Origin of the sequence: Streptomyces sp. NBC_00016, assembly GCF_045040885.1 — a bacterium.
In the GTDB taxonomy this organism is placed as follows: domain Bacteria; phylum Actinomycetota; class Actinomycetes; order Streptomycetales; family Streptomycetaceae; genus Streptomyces; species Streptomyces coriariae.
This window is the reverse complement of record NZ_CP108304.1, coordinates 1,886,680-1,903,891: the sequence shown is the minus strand read 5'-3', so window position 1 is coordinate 1,903,891 and position 17,212 is coordinate 1,886,680. Positions and strand designations below refer to the sequence as shown.

At 72.0% G+C, this 17,212-nt stretch carries 16 protein-coding genes and 1 tRNA gene; 9 read left to right on the top strand and 8 right to left on the bottom strand.

What is annotated here, in order from left to right; all coding sequences use genetic code 11:
* Nucleotides 1-86: 86 nt before the first annotated feature.
* Nucleotides 87-162: transfer RNA gene (locus OG933_RS08565), tRNA-Trp, on the top strand.
* A gap of 37 nt (nt 163-199) precedes the next feature.
* Here the strand turns inward: OG933_RS08565 and OG933_RS08560 are convergent.
* The 5 genes from OG933_RS08560 to OG933_RS08540 all read right to left on the bottom strand — a co-directional run bounded on the left by OG933_RS08560 (nt 200) and on the right by OG933_RS08540 (nt 5,543).
* A complete protein-coding gene (locus OG933_RS08560; protein WP_405626296.1) occupies nt 200-1,042 on the bottom strand; it encodes a hypothetical protein in 843 nt (280 codons plus the stop codon).
* An 87-nt stretch (nt 1,043-1,129) separates the two neighbouring features.
* Nucleotides 1,130-2,104, bottom strand: coding sequence for an acyl-ACP desaturase (locus tag OG933_RS08555; RefSeq protein ID WP_020129430.1), 975 nt, complete (start codon nt 2,102-2,104; stop codon nt 1,130-1,132).
* A 217-nt stretch (nt 2,105-2,321) separates the two neighbouring features.
* Nucleotides 2,322-3,098: a dimethylargininase gene (ddaH, locus tag OG933_RS08550; RefSeq protein ID WP_362518628.1), complete on the bottom strand. Its 777-nt coding sequence runs from the start codon at nt 3,096-3,098 to the stop codon at nt 2,322-2,324.
* 138 nt (nt 3,099-3,236) lie between these two features.
* Nucleotides 3,237-4,859 carry an ABC-F family ATP-binding cassette domain-containing protein gene (locus tag OG933_RS08545; protein ID WP_362518630.1) on the bottom strand — a complete coding sequence of 541 codons (1,623 nt, stop codon included), beginning with the start codon at nt 4,857-4,859 and terminating at the stop codon, nt 3,237-3,239.
* Between the two features lie 267 nt (nt 4,860-5,126).
* Complete coding sequence (locus tag OG933_RS08540; protein ID WP_054241384.1) at nt 5,127-5,543, bottom strand: SsgA family sporulation/cell division regulator; 417 nt, start codon at nt 5,541-5,543, stop codon at nt 5,127-5,129.
* Nucleotides 5,544-5,767: 224 nt separating this feature from the next.
* On the opposite strand from OG933_RS08540, the gene OG933_RS08535 reads away from it, so the two are divergent.
* From OG933_RS08535 to OG933_RS08525, 3 genes are all read left to right on the top strand, one after another.
* Entirely contained in the window at nt 5,768-6,877 is a 1,110-nt protein-coding gene (locus OG933_RS08535) for an oxidoreductase (RefSeq protein WP_362518633.1), read from the top strand.
* Nucleotides 6,878-6,927: 50 nt separating this feature from the next.
* Entirely contained in the window at nt 6,928-7,257 is a 330-nt protein-coding gene (locus tag OG933_RS08530) for a plasmid stabilization protein (RefSeq protein WP_405626292.1), read from the top strand.
* 61 nt (nt 7,258-7,318) lie between these two features.
* Entirely contained in the window at nt 7,319-8,014 is a 696-nt protein-coding gene (locus OG933_RS08525) for an endonuclease V (RefSeq protein ID WP_405626291.1), read from the top strand.
* Here OG933_RS08525 and OG933_RS08520 read toward each other — a convergent pair.
* Complete coding sequence (locus OG933_RS08520) at nt 7,990-8,178, bottom strand: hypothetical protein (protein ID WP_020129437.1); 189 nt, start codon at nt 8,176-8,178, stop codon at nt 7,990-7,992. The genes OG933_RS08525 and OG933_RS08520 overlap by 25 nt on opposite strands.
* A 275-nt stretch (nt 8,179-8,453) precedes the next feature.
* On the opposite strand from OG933_RS08520, the gene mmpA reads away from it, so the two are divergent.
* Nucleotides 8,454-8,600 carry a morphogenic membrane protein MmpA gene (gene mmpA, locus OG933_RS08515; RefSeq protein WP_020129438.1) on the top strand — a complete coding sequence of 49 codons (147 nt, stop codon included), beginning with the start codon at nt 8,454-8,456 and terminating at the stop codon, nt 8,598-8,600.
* A gap of 25 nt (nt 8,601-8,625) precedes the next feature.
* Here mmpA and OG933_RS08510 read toward each other — a convergent pair whose 3' ends face one another.
* Complete coding sequence (locus tag OG933_RS08510; RefSeq protein WP_362518643.1) at nt 8,626-9,798, bottom strand: saccharopine dehydrogenase NADP-binding domain-containing protein; 1,173 nt, start codon at nt 9,796-9,798, stop codon at nt 8,626-8,628.
* Nucleotides 9,799-9,984: 186 nt separating this feature from the next.
* Between OG933_RS08510 and OG933_RS08505 the strand changes: the two genes are divergently transcribed.
* Genes OG933_RS08505 through OG933_RS08495 form a run of 3 tightly spaced genes read left to right on the top strand, consistent with a single transcriptional unit; the run spans nt 9,985 to nt 14,732 of the window.
* A complete protein-coding gene (locus OG933_RS08505; RefSeq protein ID WP_362518646.1) occupies nt 9,985-11,241 on the top strand; it encodes a CaiB/BaiF CoA-transferase family protein in 1,257 nt (418 codons plus the stop codon).
* Between the two features lie 39 nt (nt 11,242-11,280).
* Nucleotides 11,281-12,495, top strand: a complete 1,215-nt coding sequence (locus tag OG933_RS08500) for an acetyl-CoA C-acetyltransferase (RefSeq protein ID WP_054241377.1) — start codon at nt 11,281-11,283, stop codon at nt 12,493-12,495.
* Nucleotides 12,496-12,536: 41 nt separating this feature from the next.
* Nucleotides 12,537-14,732, top strand: a complete 2,196-nt coding sequence (locus tag OG933_RS08495) for a 3-hydroxyacyl-CoA dehydrogenase NAD-binding domain-containing protein (RefSeq protein ID WP_362518650.1) — start codon at nt 12,537-12,539, stop codon at nt 14,730-14,732.
* A gap of 12 nt (nt 14,733-14,744) precedes the next feature.
* Here the strand turns inward: OG933_RS08495 and OG933_RS08490 are convergent, their stop codons facing one another.
* Nucleotides 14,745-15,470, bottom strand: a complete 726-nt coding sequence (locus tag OG933_RS08490) for a MerR family transcriptional regulator (RefSeq protein WP_362518653.1) — start codon at nt 15,468-15,470, stop codon at nt 14,745-14,747.
* A gap of 218 nt (nt 15,471-15,688) precedes the next feature.
* Here OG933_RS08490 and OG933_RS08485 point away from each other — a divergent pair, with 218 nt between their 5' ends.
* Nucleotides 15,689-17,164 (top strand): amino acid permease, encoded by a 1,476-nt coding sequence (locus tag OG933_RS08485; RefSeq protein WP_405626289.1) that lies wholly within the window; start codon nt 15,689-15,691, stop codon nt 17,162-17,164.
* Nucleotides 17,165-17,212 lie beyond the last annotated feature (48 nt).

Genomic DNA, 17,212 nt, shown 5'->3' with positions numbered 1-17,212 from the left:
TGCCCTGTGTGCCGTGCTTCCCCCAGTGCCTCATTGGTACCAGGGCCCACCGACAACGGGCCAAGGCATTACGCTCTGGGGCAAGGGCGGGGTCGTAGCGCAGAGGCAGCCGCACCGGTCTCCAAAACTGGATCACGCTGGTTCGAATCCAGCCGCCCCGCCCCCCTTCGACGCCCGCCCCCCTTCGACGCCCGGCGCCTCAGGCGATGGCGCCCGCCGTCACGACGAGCTCCGGCGCCGTCCCGTGAAACGTGTCGATGAGCTGCGCCAGCACCGCCCAGGCCTCCTCGCGCCCGCCCAGGTGGTCCCGCACGAGCGGGCGCAGGGCGTCCTCGGCGTCGCGGACCCGGGCCGGGAACATGACATGGCCCAGGGACAGCACCTCCAGCACCCGGGAGGCCGGACCGTGGGCGGTCGCGTACTGGGCCGGGCCGTCGAGTACGCCCGCCTGCCGCAGCCGGTGCGTGAACTTGGGGTGCGACCCGAACCGGGCGCGCAGCGCGGGCGGGCAGTCCGGGCGCACCGACAGCGCCCAGCGGGGGTAACCGGGCAGCGCCAGCTCGTCGTGGGCCGCGCCGACCGTCTCCCAGTCGCCGCGGGTCAGCACCATGGACGCGGCCGCGCGGGCTGAGGGCATCGAGTTCGCCCTGCGCAGGGCGCCGACGAGGCCGTGCCGGACGTAGCTCTCGGGGATGTCGGGTTCCTGCCGCTCGTGGATCGAGCGCACCGGCAGGGGCTTCGTGCGCCCGGGGCCGAACGGCACCCCGCGGGCGAGAGCCCGGCGCAGACCGAGGTCGTTGCCGACGAAGCGCCACACGACGGCGTTCAGCGCGGGGTCGTCCTGCTCCAGGACCCAGAGCACCACCGAGGCGGGCGCGGTGGGCCAGGTCCACGCGCGGTTCAGCCTGCGCTGGATCGTGGCCGCGTTCTCCGTGGGGGCCGGGGGCAGACCGATCCGCGCGCGGATCCGGTCGGCGGTGTCCTCGTCGGTCAGTCCGAGCAGGAAGCCGACCGCCTGCTGGACCGTGTCACTGTCACCCATGGCGGCATGATGCCGCAGGTCGCGAACGGCCCGCACCGGGAAATCGATTCCCTGTGCGAGCCGTCGAAGCGATCGATGGGGGGCGGATCAGCCGGCCGCGCGCGCCGCCATCCGCGCCTTGCGCGCCGCCAGCTTCTCGTCGAACTTGGACGCCTCCGAGTCGAGGCCGCCCATGTACAGGCCGATCTCCTCCTGCGCCTTCTGGCCCTCGGGGCCGAGACCGTCGACCTCCATGACCTTCAGGAAGCGCAGCACGGGCTGGATCACGTCGTCGTGGTGGATGCGCAGGTTGTACACCTCGCCGATCGCCATCTGCGCGGCGAACCGCTCGAAGCCGGGCATGCCGTGACCGGGCATGCGGAAGTTGACGAGGACGTCGCGCACGGCCTGCATGGTCAGGTCGGGGGCCAGCTCGAAGGCGGCCTTCAGCAGGTTGCGGTAGAAGACCATGTGCAGGTTCTCGTCGGTCGCGATGCGCGCCAGCATGCGGTCGCAGACCGGGTCCCCGGACTGGTGGCCGGTGTTGCGGTGGGAGACGCGGGTCGCCAGCTCCTGGAAGGCGACGTAGGCGACCGAGTGCAGCATCGAGTGCCGGTTGTCGGACTCGAAGCCCTCGCTCATGTGGGACATGCGGAACTGCTCCAGCTTGTCCGGGTCCACCGCGCGCGAGGCGAGCAGGTAGTCGCGCATCACGATGCCGTGCCGGCCCTCCTCGGCCGTCCAGCGGTGCACCCAGGTGCCCCAGGCGCCGTCGCGGCCGAAGAGCGAGGCGATCTCGTGGTGGTAGCTGGGCAGGTTGTCCTCGGTGAGCAGGTTCACGACGAGCGCGATCCGGCCGATCTCGGTGACCTTGGACTGCCCCTTCTCCCAGGCCTCGCCGTCCTCGAAGAAGCCGGGGAAGTTGCGGCCGTCGCTCCACGGCACGTACTCGTGGGGCATCCAGTCCTTGGTGACCTTCAGGTGCCGGTTCAGTTCCGTCTCGACCACTTCCTCCAGCGCGTGCAGCAGCTTGGCGTCGGTCCAGACGGCGGGGCTACCGAGGTGAGGGGAGGTGATCGTCACGAGAACTCCAGGGGGACGTGAAGCGGAGTGGAACACTCCGGCGAGCGAGGCCGGAACTTACGGAATCGTAGGCTACGTATCCGTAGGTTACGAAACCGTAGGTTAAGAACGCCGTAAAGATCGCTGATCAGCCGCGTTGCGTCAAGTAAATCGGGGCATGTCAAACAGCCCCGGGAACCGCAGGTCCCAGGGCTGAATGGGTGACGGGATCACCCGCTCAGGCGTACAGCTCACGCAGCCGCACCGAGAGGCATGTCACACATCCCTCGAGTTTCTCGAACTCGCCGATGTCGACGACGACGGGCTCGTGACCGAGATCGGCGAGCAGGTCCGCCGTCTTCGGCGCGGCGGCCGAGATGAGCACGTGCGGGCCGCCGAGCAGCACCACGTGCGAGCCGGCCTCCTCGGGCACCGACAGGAAACGCGGGAACAGCGACGGCCGGTCCACCTTGGGGATGTGGCCGATCACCGTGCCGTCGGGCAGCGCCGTGACCGCCGACTTCAGGTGCAGCACCTTGCTCACCGGTACGGCCACGACCCGCGCGCCCAGCGGCTCGAAGGCGGCGCGCACCTGCTGGACGCCGGCCGCGTTGGTACGGCCGCCCCGGCCGACGTAGATCGTGTCGCCGATCTTGAGCACGTCACCGCCGTCCAGCGTGCCCGGCTCCCAGATCCAGTTCACCGAGCAGCCCAGACGGGCCACGGCCTCCTCGACCCCGAGGGTCTCGTCGCGCCGGGACTCGGCGCCGGAGCGCGCGATCAGGGCGACGTTCTTGTACATCACCACCGTGTCCTCGACGAACACGGAGTCCGGGCAGTCGTCGGCCGGGTCGACCTCGACGGTCTCCCAGCCGTGCGCCCGCAGCGCCTCGGCGTACGCCTCCCACTGCTCCAGGGCGAGCTCCACGTCGACCTTCTCCCGCTCGACGTGCGTCACCAGGCCTTCGGCGAGGCGCGGGCTGGGGCGGCGGATGAGGGCCTTCTTGCTGGGCACGTCCAGGTCTCCGAATCGGGTGGCACAGACCGGCGCCTCGGACGCGGCGCCGGTCAGCCATCATGCAGGGCGGGGCCACCAGGACAAAACCCCGCAGTAACAATGTGCTCCTCCTGAGACCATGCGAGGACATCCGGCCTAGGCCGGATCCGCCACCTCCGCCGCCGTCGTCTCCCGCAGCTCCCCGTCCAGCAGCAGCCAGCGGGTGATGCCGATGGACTCCAGGAACGGCAGGTCGTGGCTGGCCACGATCAGCGCGCCCTCGTAGGACTCCAGGGCCGTGGTGAGCTGGCGCACGCTCGCCATGTCGAGGTTGTTGGTCGGCTCGTCCAGCATGAGCAGCTGGGGCGCCGGCTCGGCCAGCATCAGCGCCGCCAGGCTCGCCCGGAAGCGTTCCCCGCCGGACAGCGTGGCCGCCTTCTGATCGGCGCGGGCGCCCCGGAACAGGAAGCGGGCCAGCCGGGCCCGGACCCGGTTGTTGGTGGCGCCCGGCGCGAACCGGGCCACGTTCTCGGCGACCGTGAGCCCGCCGTCGAGGATGTCGAGGCGCTGGGGCAGGAAACGCAGCGGCACGTGCGCGTGTGCCTCGCCCGCCTCCGGCGCCAGCTCCCCGGCGATGGTGCGCAGCAGCGTCGTCTTGCCCGCGCCGTTGCGCCCGACCAGCGCGACCCGCTCCGGACCGCGCAGGTCGAAACCACCGTCCACGCGCGCGCCGTACGCGAGCCGGAGGTCCTGGAGCAGCAGGACCTCGCGCCCCGGCGGCACGGCCGTGTACGGCAGTTCGACGCGGATCTCGTCGTCGTCGCGTACGGCCTCCACCGCGTCGTCGAGCCGCTCCTTGGCCTTGGCGAGCTTCTCCTCGTGCATGATCCGGTACTTGCCCGCCGACTCCTGCGCCGCGCGCTTGCGCGCCCCCATCACGATCTTCGGTTCGCGCTTCTGGTCGGACATCTTCTGCCCGTACCGCTTGCGGCGGGCCAGCGTGACCTGGGCGTCGACCAGTTCGCGCTTCTGTTTCTTCAGGTCGGCCTCCGCGACGCGCACCATGCGCTCGGCGGCCTCCTGCTCGGTGGCCAGGGCCTCCTCGTACGCGGAGAAGTTGCCGCCGTACCAGGTGACCCCGCCGGCGCGCAGGTCGGCGATCTGGTCGACGAGGTCGAGCAGCTCGCGGTCGTGGCTGACCACGATCAGAACGCCCGGCCACGAGGTGACCGCCGCGTACAGCCGCCGCCGGGCGTACAGGTCGAGGTTGTTGGTCGGCTCGTCCAGCAGCAGGACGTCGGGCCGGCGCAGCAGCAGCGCGGCCAGCCGCAGCAGGACCGACTCGCCGCCCGACACCTCGCCGATGGTGCGGTCGAGGTCGATGTGGCCGAGCCCGAGTTCGCCGAGGGTGGCCAGCGCGCGCTCCTCGACGTCCCAGTCGTCGCCGAGGGTCTCGAAGTGGCGCTCGGAGGCGTCACCGGCCTCGATGGCGTGCAGCGCGGCCCGCTGCGGGGCGATGCCGAGCGCCGCGTCGACCTTGAGCGTGGTGTCGAGGGTGACGTTCTGGGGGAGGTGTCCGACCTCGCCGGCGCGGCGCACCGTGCCGTCGGAGGGGGCGAGTTCCCCGGCGATCAGCTTCAGCAGGGTCGACTTGCCGGAGCCGTTGACGCCGACGAGTCCGGTCCGGCCGGGGCCGAAGGCGACGTCGAGCCCGTCGAAGACGGGGGTGCCGTCCGGCCAGGAGAAGGTGAGGGAGGTACAGGTGACGGAGTGAGTCAAAGCGGGCCTCGTGGTTGCGTGTGCGGTCAGGGCGACACGTGTCGAGACACCGGAAAGCGGCGACCACCCGCGTCAGCGGGGGAGCGCGGAGACATGAAGGAAGCCCTGCTCCGCAAGGACGGCTCGAAGGCCGAGGTCGCACGCGGCGCACACACTCCTCAGGTGTGGCGCGGTGTCTCATGACCTCAGACGAGCAACGTCCTTCTCCTATCGACGGCAACAGAACCGTTCTGAACGGTAGGAGGGCCCGGAAGGGCTGTCAACGGATTAACAGGCGTCGCGCATCAGCTCCGCCAGGTCGTGGTCGAGGTCGAGCTGCCGGTACTCCGTGCCGGCGGGCACCAGCTCGCTGGTGGCCTGCAGGAAGTCACGGATCTCCGCCGTGTGGACGTGCACGACGGCGGTGCCCTCGGGCGCGTGGAACTCCAGCACGGTGCGGCCGTACCCGTAGGGCCGCACCCGGACGTCGCCGTGGCCCTCGGCGTCGTGCATACCCGCGGCGAGCAGGTCACGGGCGAAGGTCCAGCAGACCTCGACACCCTCCAGGGTGGCCGGAGCCGGGAAGGTCATGCGGACGGCGAAGGGGTCCTGCCGGTCGTAGGACAGGGTGGCGGGGATGGTCTGCATCCGGGGCGCGGCGGCGACCAGACGTGCCTCTACGGACTGCTCGATGACGGTGGACAACGCCTTGCTCCCTCGTGACGGCGGGACGATCTTCCGGGCGGTGCGTCCGGACACTGGAAGAGACGCCGGAACCGGCCGATCCGTGCACACCCTTTCCGAGTGACCTCGGTCACCGTCTTTCATGCACACGAGTGACTCACCTCTCCTCCCGTGCCTCGTGCGGCGGTTGAGGCGATCGCGGGCATCTGGACGCCGCCGAAAGCCGTGGGCTAGCTTCGCCCGCCATGAGGCGCTTGGGGAAGACGCGACGCACGGTTCGTACGGCACGGGGCAACGGCCGGGTGGCTGCGGCGGCCTGCGGGGCGGCACTGGCCCTCCTGACCGCCCTGCCCGCCCAGGCGCACACATCGGGGCCCGCGGCGCCGCACTGGGACCTCAAGGACACCGGCACGGCCTCCGTACGGTTCCGGGGCCTCGCGGCGGTCGACCGGCACACCGCATGGGTGTCCGGCACCGAGGGCACCGTCCTGCGCACCACCGACGGCGGCGAGAGCTGGCGAAACGTCTCGCCACCCGGCGCCGCCGACCTCCAGTTCCGGGACATCGAGGCCTTCGACGAGCGCCGCGCGGTGGTGCTCGCCATCGGCGAGGGCGAGGCGTCGCGGGTGTACCGCACCGAGGACGGCGGGACGACCTGGACGGAGTCCTTCCGCAACACCGACGCCCACGCCTTCTACGACTGCCTGACCTTCTTCGACCGCCGTCACGGCCTCGCCATGAGCGACCCGGTGGACGGAAAGTTCCGCATCCTGTCGACCGGCGACGGCGGCCGCTCCTGGAAGGTGCTGCCGAACGACGGCATGCCGGCCGCCCTGGACGGCGAGGCGGGCTTCGCGGCCGGCGGCCAGTGCCTGGTCGCCTCCGGGACGAAGGACGTCTGGCTGGCCACCGGCGGGGCCGCACGCGCGCGCGTGCTGCACTCCTCCGACCGCGGACTGACGTGGACGGCCGCCGACACCCCGATCCCCGCGGGGGACCCCGCGCGCGGGGTCTTCGCCGTCGCCTTCCGCGACCGCACCCACGGCCTCGCCGTCGGCGGCGACTACCGCGCCGACCAGCCCTCCCCGCGGGCGGCCGCCGCGACAGGCGACGCGGGCCGCACCTGGCGGCCGGCCGGCACACCCCCGCCCGCCTACCGCTCAGGCGTCGCCTGGCTCCCGCACAGCCGCTCAGCCGCCCTCGCCGTAGGACCCACCGGCACCGACCTGACCACCGACGCCGGCCGGACCTGGCGCACGCTCGACACGGGCTCGTACGACACCGTGGACTGCACCGCCGACCTCGGCTGCTGGGCCGCCGGCGAAAAGGGGCGCGTGGCACGCCTGGAGAACTGAGCCGCTTGCGGGGTACCCGGTGGGCGCGAACGCGAAAGGAGTGAGCGCCCATGCCGCGTGGTTCCAGCCCCAAGCGGGAGCGCCAGTACGAGCACATCAAGGAGAGCGCGCAGGACCGGGGCGAGAGCGCCGGACGCGCGAAGGAGATCGCCGCCCGGACGGTCAACAAGGAACGCGCCCGGTCCGGAGAGTCCAGGACCGCGAGTCGCGCCTCCACCCAGGACATGTCGTCCGGCAAGCGGGGCGGTCAGCGCTCCGGCAAGGGCTCCCAGGGCCCCACGTACGACCAGCTCTACGAGGAGGCCAGGCGACGGGGCGTCAAGGGCCGTTCGGACATGAACAAGAGCCAGCTGCAACGCGCGCTCGGCGACAAGAACTGACGCGTCAGCGGCGGAACACGATCGCGGGTCCGCCCCCGGGAGCCGTACGCTCGTCCCCACGATGACGACGGTAGACATTCCGGCGGGCTGGCCCGCGACCGAGGAAGCGGCCCGCGCCGTCCAGGACGAACTGCGGGCCCGGGTGGTGCTCGACGAACCGGGGCCGCCGCCCGGCACGGGGTACGTGACGGGCGTCGACGTCGCCTACGACGACGAGCGGGACGTCGTCGCGGCGGCGGCCGTCGTGCTGGACGCGGCGAGCCTCGACGTCGTCGCCGAGGCCACCGCCGTCGGGCGGATCTCCTTCCCGTACGTGCCCGGGCTGCTCGCCTTCCGCGAGATCCCCACCGTGCTCGCCGCCCTCGAGGCCCTGCCCCGGCCGCCCGGCCTGGTCGTCTGCGACGGCTACGGCCTGGCCCACCCGCGCCGCTTCGGCCTAGCCAGCCACCTGGGCGTCCTCACCGGCCTGCCCACCGTCGGCGTCGCCAAGAACCCCTTCACCTTCACGTACGACGATCCCGACGCCCCGCGCGGATCGGCGTCCCCGCTGCTGGCGGGCGACGACGAGGTGGGCCGTGCGCTGCGCACCAGGGCGGGTGTGAAGCCGGTCTTCGTGTCCGTCGGCCACCGCGTCACCCTGGACGACGCCTGCGCCCACACCCTCGCCCTCACCCCGCAGTTCCGCCTCCCGGAAACGACCCGGAGGGCCGACTCACTGTGCCGGCGGGCCCTTCAGGAGGCGACCACCCGCCACTGACCGACCTCCTGGTGGGCGGAGTCGTAGACCGCCGACCCGTCCCCGGCCTCCAGGGCGTAGTGCTTCAGGTTGCCACCCCAGTAGCGCAGGATGCGGCTCAGCTCACCCACCGGGTCCTGGGCCGACGCGCCCTCGTCCACGGTGACTTCGAGAACGAACTTCATACTGCTCCCCTTCCGTGCCGATCAGTCACTTCCATCGTTTCATTGAAGTGCTTGTTGGCACTTGGCGGCCGATGCGCCCGTGCGGCACCGGGGGAGGGGCGCGGAAAGTCCCCAATCGGGTTACGGGCGAGGGGTGAGCGGCCGGGCACCCGCGGACGTGCGGGCGGGCCGCCCGAGTGCGCGAGCCGAGTACGTCGTCCGCGCACGTGTCTGAGTACGTCGTCTGAGTACCCGTACGGATGTGCGGCCCGTGCTCCGCTCGGCAGGCTGGGCCCATGACCACGCACCGTGCCCCCAAGCCCCTCGCCGACCCGAACCGGCCCGTCGAGCGTGCCGTGAACGCCGCGCTGATCCTCGCCGTGCTGGCGGGTGTCGGCTGGATCGCGGGCATGATCTACACGCTGGTGCAGTGGCCGGTCTGAGGCCGGGGGCTCGGCACGGGGACGGTCAGCGGCGGGACGCGACGCGGAAGCGCACACCCGCCCGGGTCAACCGCCCGGTCAGCGCGTCGCCCATCGCCACGGCCGTCGTCACCTGCCCCGCCGTCGGCGGGAGGTCGTCGCAGGCCAGGGCCAGCGCCGCCTCGGCGAACATCTTCGCTGTCTCGTCGTAGCCGGGATCGCCGCCCGCCACCTCGGTGCACACCCGGCGCCCGCCGCCCTCGCCGACGAACCGCACCGAGAACCAACTCCGCGCCCGCTTCTGCGCGCTGGGCCCCTCCCCGGGCTTGAGCCGGTCCGACAACCAGCGCCGGGCGGGCGGCAGCTGGGCCGCCGCGGCGAGCGTGCCGACCGCCGCGACCCCGCCCACGGCGACGGGCAGCCGCCGTACGGCCGCGTAGTGCCGGTAGCGGAAGTCGGGCCCGTAACGCGGCAGCGCCCTCGCCGACCGCAGCACGATCTGCGGGTCGATGGTCGGCAGCGGCAGCGCCCAGGCGCCGACCTCCGGGGCGAACCGGGGCGGGCCCACCGGCGCGGCGGCCCGACGGCCCATCAGCCGCGGTTCGTGCCGGCCGCGCTCCCGCGCGGCGGCCAGCATCTGCCGGCCGCGCGCGAACTGGCCCAGCGCGGAGGCGAAGGTGCCGCCCGAGAAGGTGGCGTCCACGGACACGAAGCCGTCCACGGTCAGGGGCACGCCCTCGGGGAGCTGCCGGACGGTGAAGTACACGCCCAGGTCGTGCGGGACGGAGTCGAAGCCGCACGCGTGGAGCAGCCGCGCACCCGTCTCCCGCGCGCGTGCGTCGTGCCGGACGTACATCAGGTCCACGAACTCCGGCTCGCCGGTGAGGTCGAGGTAGTCGGCGCCGGTGTCCGCGCAGGCCGCCACCAGTTCCTCGCCGTACGACACGTACGGACCCACCGTCGTGGCCACCACACGCGCCTGCTCCGCGAGCGCGCGCAGGGACGCCGGGTCCGAGACGTCGGCCCGCAGCACCCCGACGTCCCCGCCGAGCCGCTCGCGCAGCCGCTCCAGCTTCTCCTCGCCCCGGCCGGCGATCGCCCAGCGCAGATCGGCGGGCGCGTGGGCGGCGAGGTACTCCGCGGTGAGCGTTCCCACGAAGCCGGTGGCCCCGAAGAGCACGATGTCGTACGGACGGTCCGACCTTTTCAGCCTGCTCATGACACCCCTTCGTCGTCGCGCAGCCCGCGCCGCTGTCGGTGGCTGAGGCTAGCGTGAGCAGTGCGGAGGCCGACAGTAGGTGCCCCTAAAGTGTCTAAGCGCTTGCTCGCTCACCTCTTGTGCCCACTGGAACACGTTCTTAACATCACTGGTGTTACATCGGTTGTGTCACAGCAAGGGGGCTGGATGACGACGGGACGGACGGCCGGGCAGGGCCCGCTGGCGGGCGTGCGTGTGGTGGAACTCGCCGGGATCGGCCCCGGCCCCTTCGCGGGCATGCTGCTGGCCGACCTCGGCGCCGACGTCGTCCGCGTGGACCGCCCCGGCGGTTCCGCTCTGGCCATCGATCCCGCCCACGACATCACCAACCGCAACAAGCGCTCGGTGATCGTCGACCTCAAGGCACCGGACGGCCCCGCGCGCGTGCTCGACCTCGCCGCCCGCGCCGACGTGCTCATCGAGGGCAACCGGCCGGGTGTCGCCGAACGCCTCGGCGTCGGCCCCGGCGACTGCCACGCCCGCAACCCCCGTCTGGTCTACGGGCGGATGACCGGCTGGGGCCAGGACGGCCCGCTCGCCGACCGCGCCGGTCACGACGTCTCCTACATCGCCGTCACCGGCGCGCTCGGCCTGATCGGCACCCCGGACCGGCCGCCGCCCGTCCCCGCCAACCTGCTGGGGGACTACGCGGGAGGCTCGCTCTACCTCGTCGTCGGTGTCCTCGCCGCTCTGCACCACGCGCGCGTGAGCGGCACCGGCCAGGTCGTCGACGCGGCCATCGTCGACGGCACCGCGCACCTCTCCGCGATGATCCACGGCATGCTCTCGGCTGGCGGCTGGCAGGACCGGCGCGCCGCCAACCTGCTCGACGGCGGCTGTCCGTACTACGGCACCTACGAGACCGCCGACGGCGGGTACATGGCCGTCGGCGCCCTGGAGCCGCAGTTCTACGACGCGTTCGTGGACCTTCTCGGCCTCGAGGACCTCCGCGAGGCCCGCACGGACTGGACGCGCTGGGGCGAACTGCGCGAGGCCGTCGCCGCCCGCTTCCGGTCCCGCACCCGGGACGAGTGGACGGCCCGTTTCGAGGGCTCCGACGCGTGTGTGGCGCCCGTGCTGTCGCTGCGCGAGGCCCCGCGCCACCCGCATCTCGCGGCCCGCGGCACCTTCACCGACCACGGCGGCATCACCCAGCCGGCCCCCGCGCCCCGGTTCTCCGCCACGCCCACGGCCGTGCGCACCGGGCCCGCGCGGCCGGGCGCCGACACGCGCGAGGTGGCCCGTGACTGGGACATACCGGAGCTCGTGACGGACCGTGTGAGGACGCCCGCCGAGACCGCGGCGGGGACCCCCGCGGAGGCGAACGCGACGACCACCGCGACCACCACCGAGACGACCACTGCGACGACCCCTGTGAAGGACTTCCCGCACCAGGGCGACTGACCCCGCCCCGCACGGCCCACCCTCCCGAAAGGCTTACCAGTGAGCACCGAAGCGTACGTGTACGACGCGATCCGCACCCCGCGCGGGCGCGGCAAGGCGAACGGCGCCCTGCACGGCACGAAGCCCATCGATCTCGTCGTCGGCCTCATCCACGAGCTCCGAAGCCGCTTCCCCGGCCTCGACCCGGCCGCCATCGACGACATCGTGCTGGGCGTCGTCGGCCCCGTGGGCGACCAGGGCTCCGACATCGCGCGCATCGCCGCGATCGCGGCAGGACTGCCGGACACCGTGGCGGGCGTGCAGGAGAACCGCTTCTGTGCCTCGGGCCTGGAGGCCGTCAACCTGGCCGCCATGAAGGTCCGTTCGGGCTGGGAGGACCTCGTTCTGGCCGGCGGGGTGGAATCGATGTCCCGGGTGCCGATGGCCTCGGACGGCGGCGCCTGGTTCAACGACCCGATGACCAACCTGGCCGTCAACTTCGTGCCGCAGGGCATCGGCGCCGACCTCATCGCCACCATCGAGGGCTTCTCCCGCCGCGATGTCGACGAGTACGCGGCCCTGTCGCAGGAGCGGGCGGCGACGGCCTGGAAGGAGGGCCGCTTCGACCGCTCCGTGGTGCCGGTGAAGGACCGCAGCGGCCTCGTCGTCCTCGACCACGACGAACACCCCCGCCCCGGCACCACCGCCGACTCGCTCGGCAAGCTGAAGCCGTCCTTCGCCGACATCGGCGAGCTGGGCGGCTTCGACGCGGTGGCGCTCCAGAAGTACCACTGGGTGGAGAAGATCGACCACGTCCACCACGCGGGCAACTCCTCCGGCATCGTCGACGGCGCCTCCCTGGTCGCGATCGGCTCCAAGGAGGTCGGCGAGCGCCACGGGCTCACCCCCCGCGCGCGGATCGTCTCCGCGGCGGTCTCCGGCTCCGAGCCGACGATCATGCTCACCGGCCCCGCGCCCGCCACCCGCAAGGCCCTCGCCAAGGCCGGCCTGACCATCGACGACATCGACCTCGTCGAGATCAACGAGGCGTTCGCGGCGGTCGTCCTGCGCTTCGTCAAGGACATGGGCCTGTCCCTGGACAAGGTCAACGTCAACGGCGGCGCCATCGCCCTCGGCCACCCGCTCGGTGCCACCGGCGCGATGATCCTCGGCTCGCTCGTCGACGAACTGGAGCGCCAGGACAAGCGCTACGGCCTCGCCACCCTCTGCGTCGGCGGCGGCATGGGCATCGCCACCATCGTCGAGCGCGTCTGACCACCCCGGCGGAACTCAGAGACTTCTACGGAGACCCTGTCATGACACAGAGCACCACCATCCGCTGGGAACAGGACCGCACCGGCCTCGTCACCCTCGTCCTCGACGACCCCGACCAGTCCGCGAACACCATGAACGCGGCCTTCCGCGCCTCCCTCGCCGCGGTCACCGACCGTCTGGAGGCCGAGAAGGACTCCATCCGGGGCATCATCCTCACCTCCGCGAAGAAGACGTTCTTCGCCGGCGGCGACCTGCGCGACCTCATCCGCGTCACCCCCGGGACGGCCCAGGAGCTGCTGGACGGCGGACTGGAGATCAAGCGCAACCTCCGCCGCATCGAGACCCTCGGCAAGCCGGTCGTCGCCGCCCTGAACGGCGCGGCGCTCGGCGGCGGCTACGAGCTCGCCCTCGCCTGCCACCACCGCGTCGCCCTGGACGCGCCCGGCTCGAAGATCGGCTGCCCCGAGGTCACCCTCGGCCTGCTGCCCGGCGGCGGCGGTGTGGTGCGCACGGTCCGGCTGCTGGGCATCACCGACGCCCTCCTCAAGGTCCTCCTCAAGGGCACCCAGTACAGCCCTCGGCGAGCCCTGGAGAACGGCCTGGTCGACGAGGTCGCCGACTCGCCCGACGAACTGCTCGCCAAGGCCCGTGCCTTCATCGACGCGAACCCCGAGTCGCAGCAGCCCTGGGACAGGCCGGGATACCGCATCCCGGGCGGCACCCCGTCCAACCCCCGGTTCGCCGCCAACCTGCCCGCGTTCCCGGCCAGCCTGCGCAAGGAGACCAACGGCGCCCCCTACCCGGCCCCGCGGAACATCCTCGCCGCGGCCGTCGAGGGCGCCCAGGTCGACTTCGAGACCGCGCAGGTCATCGAGGCCCGCTACTTCGTCGAACTGGCCGCCGGACAGACGTCGAAGAACATGATCCAGGCGTTCTTCTTCGACCTCCAGGCCGTCAACTCCGGCGTCAGCCGCCCCCAGGGCGTCGCACCGCGCCAGGTCCGCAAGGTGGCCGTCCTGGGCGCCGGGATGATGGGCGCGGGCATCGCCTACTCGTGCGCCCGCGCGGGCATCGACGTCGTCCTCAAGGACGTCTCCCTGGAGGCCGCCCTCAAGGGCAGGGCCTACTCCGAGAAGCTGTGCGCGAAGGCCGTCTCCCGGGGCCGTACGACCCAGGAGAAGGCGGACGCGCTGCTCGCCCGCATCACGCCCACCGCCGACCCCCAGGCCCTCGCCGGCTGCGACGCGGTGATCGAGGCCGTCTTCGAGGACACCTCCCTCAAGCACAAGGTGTTCCAGGAGATCGAGCAGGTGGTCGCCCCCGACGCCCTGCTGTGCTCCAACACCTCCACCCTGCCGATCACCGCCCTCGCCGAAGGCGTCGAGCGTCAGGACGACTTCATCGGGCTGCACTTCTTCTCGCCCGTGGACAAGATGCCGCTCGTCGAGATCATCAAGGGCGAGCGCACCGGCGACGAAGCGCTCGCGCGCGCCTTCGACCTGGTCCGGCAGATCAAGAAGACGCCGATCGTCGTCAACGACTCGCGCGGCTTCTTCACCTCACGGGTGATCGGCCACTTCATCAACGAGGGCGTCGCCATGGTCGGCGAGGGCATCGAGCCCGCGTCCGTGGAGCAGGCGGCGGCCCAGGCGGGCTACCCGGCCAAGGTCCTGTCCCTGATGGACGAGCTCACGCTCACCCTCCCGCGCAAGATCCGCAACGAGTCCAGGAGGGCCGTGGAGGAGGCGGGCGGTGTCTGGCCCGGCCACCCCGCCGAGGCCGTCATCGACCGCATGGTCGACGAGTTCGGCCGCACCGGCCGCAGTGGCGGAGCCGGCTTCTACGAGTACGGCGAGGACGGCGGGCGGGCCGGGCTGTGGCCGGGCCTGCGCGAGCACTTCACGCGCGCGGGCGCCGAGATCCCCTTCCGGGACATGCAGGAACGCATGCTCTTCGCCGAGGCACTCGACACCGTCAAGCTCCTCGAAGAGGGAGTCCTGACGTCCGTCGCGGACGCCAACATCGGCTCCCTCTTCGGTATCGGCTTCCCCGGCTGGACCGGCGGGGTCCTGCAGTACATCAACGGCTACGAGGGCGAAGGCGAGGTGGGCACGGGGCTCCCCGGATTCGTGGCCCGCGCGCGTCAGCTCGCCGAGCGCTACGGCGACCGCTTCACCCCGCCCGCGCTGCTGGTGGAGAAGGCGGAGCGGGGGGAGACCTTCACGGACGGGCGCTGAGCCACCGGGCCGTCACGGGGAGCCGTCCGCCGGCGGCTCCCCGAGCCACTCCCGCAGCTCCTCCGTCAGCGACCGCTGGAAGGCGGTCAGCAGCGCCTGGACGACCAGGGGCTGCATGTGCGCCGACAGCGACCTCACCGCCTGCGCGTCGCGCTCCGGCACCTCCTCGCGCAGCAGCCGCGACAGCTCGTGGGCCGCGGCGCGCGCGTGGTCGAGGAGGACGGTCCGGGCCGCGAGGATCGCCTCCGGCGACAGCGGCACGTCGAGGAGCCGCACGCCCAGCCGCAGCAGCCCCGCGTCGACGCGGTACGCGTCCTCGCCTGCCGGGTCAGCGGTGTCCAGCACGCCCATCGCGACGAGCCGGTCCACGTCCTCCTCGCCGAGCGCCCGCCCGGCCCGTCGCTGCAGCTCCGCGCGCGGCACCGTCTCCACCGCGACCGGCGCCCACGAGGCCACCACGGCCCGGTGCACGGCGAGGTCGTGGGCGTCGAGACCGGGCGGCAGCCGGTCCAGATAGCGTTCGATCGCCGCCAGTGTCAGGCCCTGCCGGCGCAGCTCCTCGATCAGCGCCAGGCGCGCCAGATGCCCGGCACCGTAGTGCCCCACCCGGCGCGGACCGATGACCGGCGGCGGCAGCAGCCCCTTGGTGCCGTAGAACCGCACCGTCCGTACCGTGACGCCCGCCCGGGCGGCCAGCTCGTCGACCGTGAGGGCCGGATCCTCGGTCTCGATCGTCATGTGCAGCAGTATCGCTGTCACACCGGTGCTGTGAAACCGGTCGACTCCTGGTGGACACCGTGTGAGAAGTGACGCGCTGTGACATGGACCACCGCATGCCCCCGGTGCCTCTGGGAAGCTGCTGCCTTGGTCTGTGCCCCTACCCGGGAGCCGCGGGCCACGACCGTACGGACACCCGGGCACACCCCGCCCGGGCGCACCAGAGAGTGGTACCACCCGTGAGCAAGGACAGCCTGCGCACGGCCGACGTCGCCGCCCACCCCCAGGCGACCGCGACACCCGCGGACGCGGGCGACGCCGGCTACAGCAAGGACCTCAAGCACCGCCACGTCAACATGATCGCCATCGGCGGCGCCATCGGCACCGGCCTCTTCCTGGGCGCCGGAGGACGCCTGCACAACGCCGGCCCGGCCCTCGCGCTCGCCTACCTCGTCTGCGGCGTCTTCGCCTTCTTCGTGGTCCGCGCCCTCGGGGAGCTGGTCCTCTACCGGCCCTCCTCCGGCTCCTTCGTGTCCTACGCGCGCGAGTTCCTCGGAGAGAAGGGCGCCTATGTCGCCGGGTGGATGTACTTCCTGAACTGGTCGACGACCGGCATCGCCGACATCACCGCGATCGCGCTGTACACGCACTACTGGAGCATGTTCACGAGCATCCCCCAGTGGGTGCTCGCGCTCGTCGCCCTCGCGGTCGTGCTGGCCGTGAACCTGATCTCGGTGAAGATCTTCGGCGAGATGGAGTTCTGGTTCGCGATCGTCAAGGTCGCCACCCTGGTCGCCTTCATGTGCGTCGGCATCTTCCTGCTCGCCACCCAGCACCAGGTGGACGGACAGACGCCCGGCCCGAGCGTGATCACGGACCACGGCGGTCTCCTCCCGCACGGCATGATGCCCGTCGTCCTCGTCATGCAGGGCGTGATCTTCGCCTACGCCGCGCTGGAGCTGGTCGGCGTCGCCGCGGGCGAGACCGCCGAGCCGGAGAAGGTCGTCCCGCGCGCGGTGAACTCGATCATGTGGCGCGTCGGCCTCTTCTACGTCGGCTCCGTCGTCCTGCTCGCGCTGCTGCTGCCCGGCTCGGCCTACTCGGCCGACGAGAGCCCCTTCGTGACCGTGCTGTCGAAGATCGGTGTCTCGGGCGCCGGTGACGTGATGAACCTGGTGGTCCTCACGGCCGCCATGTCCTCCCTGAACTCCGGCCTGTACTCCACCGGCCGCATCCTGCGCTCCATGGCCATGGCGGGTTCGGCCCCGAAGTTCACCGCCCGGATGAACCGCAGCCAGGTCCCCTACGGCGGCATCCTGCTGACCTGCGGTGTCTGTGTGCTGGGTGTCGGGCTGAACTTCCTCATGCCCAGCCAGGCCTTCGAGATCGTGCTGAACATCGCCTCCCTCGGCATCATCAGCACCTGGGTGATCATCATGGTCTGCCACCTGGTCTTCGTCCGGCGCGCCAGGGCAGGCCTCGTCACCCGTCCCGACTTCCGGCTCCCCGGCAGCCCGGTCACCGAGATCGTCACGATCGCCTTCCTGGTCGCCGTCCTCGGCCTGATGGGGAACGACCCCGAGGTCGGCCGCAAGACGCTCCTGCTGATCCCGGTGATCGCGGCCGCCCTGGTCGGCGGCTGGTACGCGGTCCGCAGCAGGGTTTCCAAGGCGACGGACGCCGAACTGACGGAGCTGTCCCGGCCCACGGAGTAACGGGCGAGGCAGCAGGCGAAGGGGCAGCTCGGAGCCACTGTCGGTGGC

Coding starts and splice junctions, on each gene's coding strand:
- OG933_RS08505 (WP_362518646.1), top strand. CDS start 9,985: ATGACGACGGGACGGACGGCCGGGCAGGGCCCGCTGGCGGGCGTGCGT.
- OG933_RS08535 (WP_362518633.1), top strand. CDS start 5,768: ATGAGGCGCTTGGGGAAGACGCGACGCACGGTTCGTACGGCACGGGGC.
- OG933_RS08490 (WP_362518653.1), bottom strand. CDS start 15,470: ATGACGATCGAGACCGAGGATCCGGCCCTCACGGTCGACGAGCTGGCC.
- OG933_RS08510 (WP_362518643.1), bottom strand. CDS start 9,798: ATGAGCAGGCTGAAAAGGTCGGACCGTCCGTACGACATCGTGCTCTTC.
- OG933_RS08530 (WP_405626292.1), top strand. CDS start 6,928: ATGCCGCGTGGTTCCAGCCCCAAGCGGGAGCGCCAGTACGAGCACATC.
- OG933_RS08525 (WP_405626291.1), top strand. CDS start 7,319: ATGACGACGGTAGACATTCCGGCGGGCTGGCCCGCGACCGAGGAAGCG.
- OG933_RS08520 (WP_020129437.1), bottom strand. CDS start 8,178: ATGAAGTTCGTTCTCGAAGTCACCGTGGACGAGGGCGCGTCGGCCCAG.
- OG933_RS08495 (WP_362518650.1), top strand. CDS start 12,537: ATGACACAGAGCACCACCATCCGCTGGGAACAGGACCGCACCGGCCTC.
- OG933_RS08560 (WP_405626296.1), bottom strand. CDS start 1,042: ATGGGTGACAGTGACACGGTCCAGCAGGCGGTCGGCTTCCTGCTCGGA.
- mmpA (WP_020129438.1), top strand. CDS start 8,454: ATGACCACGCACCGTGCCCCCAAGCCCCTCGCCGACCCGAACCGGCCC.